At 46.1% G+C, this 3538-nt stretch carries 4 protein-coding genes and 1 tRNA gene; 1 reads left to right on the forward strand and 4 read right to left on the reverse strand.

Annotation, left to right across the window (positions count from 1 at the left end; genetic code table 11):
* Positions 1-1064 (forward strand): chorismate synthase (gene aroC / locus ACYVRA_RS05840; protein ID WP_461251811.1); only part of this gene is annotated, 1064 nt, incomplete at its 5' end.
* Between the two features lie 144 nt (positions 1065-1208).
* On the opposite strand, the gene ACYVRA_RS05845 is transcribed toward aroC, so the two are convergent.
* The 4 genes from ACYVRA_RS05845 to ACYVRA_RS05860 all read right to left on the reverse strand — a co-directional run bounded on the left by ACYVRA_RS05845 (position 1209) and on the right by ACYVRA_RS05860 (position 3337).
* Positions 1209-1598 carry a DUF6941 family protein gene (locus ACYVRA_RS05845; protein WP_461251814.1) on the reverse strand — a complete coding sequence of 130 codons (390 nt, stop codon included), beginning with the start codon at positions 1596-1598 and terminating at the stop codon, positions 1209-1211.
* Positions 1599-1658: 60 nt separating this feature from the next.
* Positions 1659-1901 carry a hypothetical protein gene (locus tag ACYVRA_RS05850; protein ID WP_461251812.1) on the reverse strand — a complete coding sequence of 81 codons (243 nt, stop codon included), beginning with the start codon at positions 1899-1901 and terminating at the stop codon, positions 1659-1661.
* Positions 1902-1910: 9 nt separating this feature from the next.
* Complete coding sequence (locus tag ACYVRA_RS05855; RefSeq protein ID WP_461251813.1) at positions 1911-3260, reverse strand: acyltransferase; 1350 nt, start codon at positions 3258-3260, stop codon at positions 1911-1913.
* 5 nt (positions 3261-3265) lie between these two features.
* Positions 3266-3337: transfer RNA gene (locus ACYVRA_RS05860), tRNA-Glu, on the reverse strand.
* Between the last annotated feature and the right edge of the window lie 201 nt (positions 3338-3538).

Genomic DNA, 3538 nt, shown 5'->3' on the forward strand with positions numbered 1-3538 from the left:
GTCAAGCTATGGGTTGTGTGATAGACGGTTGCCCGGCGGGCTTGGAAATTTCAGCTAACGACATTGAGAAAGAGCTTGCCCGCCGCCGTCCCGCAAGCTTCTACGGCTCAAGGGATGAAAAAGACTCTCCTGAAATCTTATCCGGCGTTTTTGAAGGAAAGACTCTAGGAAGTCCGATAGCGATTATAGTCCGCAACACAAACCAAAACAGCCGCGATTACGAAGAATTAAAAGACATATACAGGCCCGGCCACGCCGATTTTTCATGGGAAGCAAAATACGGTATTAGGGACCATCGCGGCGGCGGCAGAAGTTCAGGCAGGGAAACTCTTTGCCGAGTAGCCGCTGGCGCGGTAGCCAAGAAATTTCTAGCTCTGCATGGAATATCAGTTATTGCGTGGTCGTCATCAATCGCCGGAATAACTTTAGTTTCCCCCGGCGAAGACGGCTTCGACATCGAAGAAATAGAGCGCAATCCTTTCCGCGTCCCAAGCAAACCCGGCGCCGAAAAAGCCGCCGCCAAAATAGAAGAACTCCGCAAAGAGGGTGAAAGCGCGGGCGGCATAATAACCTGCCTAGCAAGAGGAGTAACCCCCGGTTTAGGAGAGCCAGTCTTTGACAAACTTGACGCCCGTCTAGCGGCGGCAGTAATTTCCATAGGAGCCTGCAAAGGCGTTGAGTTTGGCGCCGGTTTCGCCGCCGCCAACATGAAAGGCAGTGAAAACAACGATGTTCCATCCCCTGACGGCAACGGCAAATTCGCCACCAACAACTGCGGCGGCATATTAGGCGGCATTTCTTCAGGCCAAGACATAATTTTTAAAGCCGCGTTCAAACCAACGCCATCAATCAAAAAGCCGCAACCCGCTTTTGACAAAAACGGCAATGTCAAAGAAATCGCCATCAAAGGCCGCCACGACGTGTGTATCGTCCCAAGAGCCGTCCCCGTAGTAGAAGCGATGACCGCCTTAGTACTAGCTGACTTTTTACTCTTATCACGTATCGCCAAGATTTCACACAAAGATCACGAAGAAGGTGTTATTTCAATGAGCAATGAAAAATGAGCAATGAGCAATTTCGTTGTTTGCGGGCGCGGTCTTTTGGCAAGCCGCTATGCTTGCTAACTTCGCTCATTGTTCATTGCTAATTGCTCATTGCTAATTAGTTCCCCACTTTGTGTTCTTTGTGTGAAGTCTTCTCGAAAAATTCTACCCTTTTCTTATATAAAGAGGGATTGAACTAATTTCTTTGTCATCTATGAATAGGACAAAATTTATCAGGCCTGGATTTTTAAAGTGAAGATTTGATATGCTAAAAACAAGATGAGAAACCGCAGACGCGTTTCCCACTCCCTTTACCTCAATATTTCCGTTAATCGTTTCCATGCTCATCTCACCTTCCAAATCGCGGGTTTCAATTCTAAAAGCGTGGTTTCCAAATTCCCAAAGATCAAAGCGCAGACGGATAACGACCGAAAGCTGCGGATGAACGCACGGGAAATTACGTGAGATAATAGTGTCGAATGTCCCTACGATAGTAAGTTTCCCGCCGTTTTCCTGAGCGAAATCGCAAAATGTAAAAAGCTCTATTTTAATAATAACACCTCGCTAATGTGATGATATATTTTACTACATTTTATTAATTAGGGCAATAAAATTTCACCACGTATCATTTTTAGTTAATTCCCTTATGCTCTCAAGCGCCGTGTTTGATATTGGTTCAAATTCTTTATAATAGTCATCATTGTAAACTTCATTTAATTTTTGAGTGCTATTTTTACGGTTGAGTTTCTCTAAGCCGACAGAGAACCGTTCCACGCTTCCTTCGACAGGCTCAGGGAGCGCCCTCTCCCTCCTTTGTGTTCTTTGTTCCTTCGTGATCTTTGTGTGAAAATTTTTCATTATTTTTCGTTATTCTTCGCCTTTCATTTCTTCAATACACTTAAGAAAAGCCTTCTCTAAATCTGATGTCGCTTCCGTTACCGCCGCTCTTTTATCTTCTTTATATTGATTAAGCCGACCGCTTAAATTGATAACCGGAGCGCCTTTTATGATTACTTTTTTTACGGGAATATTGACCCTGCCGGAAAGGGCGCCGCCCATCGTGCGGTTGGCAAAGTCCCAAAGATTTTGAACGAACTCTATTTTTTGATGAAGGGCGGTTTCCTCAGTTGGGAGCGGATGGCGGAAATACCAGCCAAAATCAGCGAGTTCCTGATGACGGGAAATGTGCCACGCCTCCCCTGCCCCAAGATCCATTACGGAGCGTTTGACAAGCGGGACTTTTTTAAGATTGTCACTGCCCGGCAGAAATATCCTGTCCCAGCAATCATGGCGCACCTTGTACAGTCTCTGAAAAAAATCGCCCTCGCTTTTAAGGCCGAGAAACCGCTCTGATGTTTCCAACGCGGCGTTTACCACTCTCTCAAGACGTTGTTCAAAAGCGGAACCGTCGCTTTTTATGTGATAGCGCGATTCGTTAATCTGCAGAATATATTCCCTGCACTCGCGAAGCCTTTCGGTGAAGGAAAGAGACGCGGTCTCGCGCTTTGAAAAACCGCAGAATTTTTCAATCTTTTTTAAAAGTTTTTCCATTGCCGCTTTGCCGCCGCGCCCATAGCGGTAATGTATTGACAACGGAAGAATCTCAAGAGGGCAATCCATGTTTTTACTTGCCATCTGGCTTGCCGCCTGAAAACCTATTCGGATAGAGCCATGCTCTAAGCGCGGAAGGGAATCCATAGAATAGGAGACCTGCCCTTCGGGGGCAAGGGCTATGGGGTACTGACCGTCTATAATAGCGTTATAAATCCTCGCCATTCCTTTGGAGTCAATTTTTGTGTGATGTATCGGTATCGCGCCCAAATTGGGCATGAAAATACGCGCCAATGCGCCGCCCCAGCGGACTACTTCATAGCCGTACACAAAAATAGCGTGCGGGTCGAGCTCAAAGCGAATTTTGTTTTTCGCGGCAAGAGCCTTCAGCCTAAAAAGGAAAAACCAAGCTAAAAGCTGAGGTTCCCTTCCATCGGGATGGCGGAAAGCGATGATACATCTGCTTTTTTTGGACAACGCCCGTTTAAAAGCGTCAAAAACAAACGCCTCGCCGCGCAGAAGTATTTTAGCCATGCCAAAAAGCATGAAAAGATAAGGCTTGCTTAAAATAGACACAATAAAGATAAATAACTTTGAAACCTTGGGCGGTGGGATTTTCACGTCAGGAAAAGCCGTTTCAACAGGCTTCATATAAGGCTTGTACATATTTACATCCCCTAGGAGAGTCGAACTCCTGTTGCCGGGATGAAAACCCGGTGTCCTAACCACTAGACGAAGGGGACTGTTTGAGTCTGAGGCAAATATATAGAAATATTAAAAAATTGTCAATATTACTACACGATGTATGCCCAAAGAATTTATTCAGTACAGTCAGGGCAGGGCTACGTGTGGCAAAAACTCTGGGAGAATCCGCCTCGCACTGGCGGCCACCTAAAGGCGGCCTTGCTTTTATTGGGGACTGCGGCATTTTTTGGTGCTCTCAG

The organism is Treponema sp. R8-4-B8, from assembly GCF_054786175.1.

Bases quoted from the DNA above. Each gene is read 5' to 3' on its own strand.
- ACYVRA_RS05850 (WP_461251812.1), bottom strand. From the start codon at position 1,901: ATGAAAAATTTTCACACAAAGATCACGAAGGAACAAAGAACACAAAGG.
- ACYVRA_RS05855 (WP_461251813.1), bottom strand. From the start codon at position 3,260: ATGTACAAGCCTTATATGAAGCCTGTTGAAACGGCTTTTCCTGACGTG.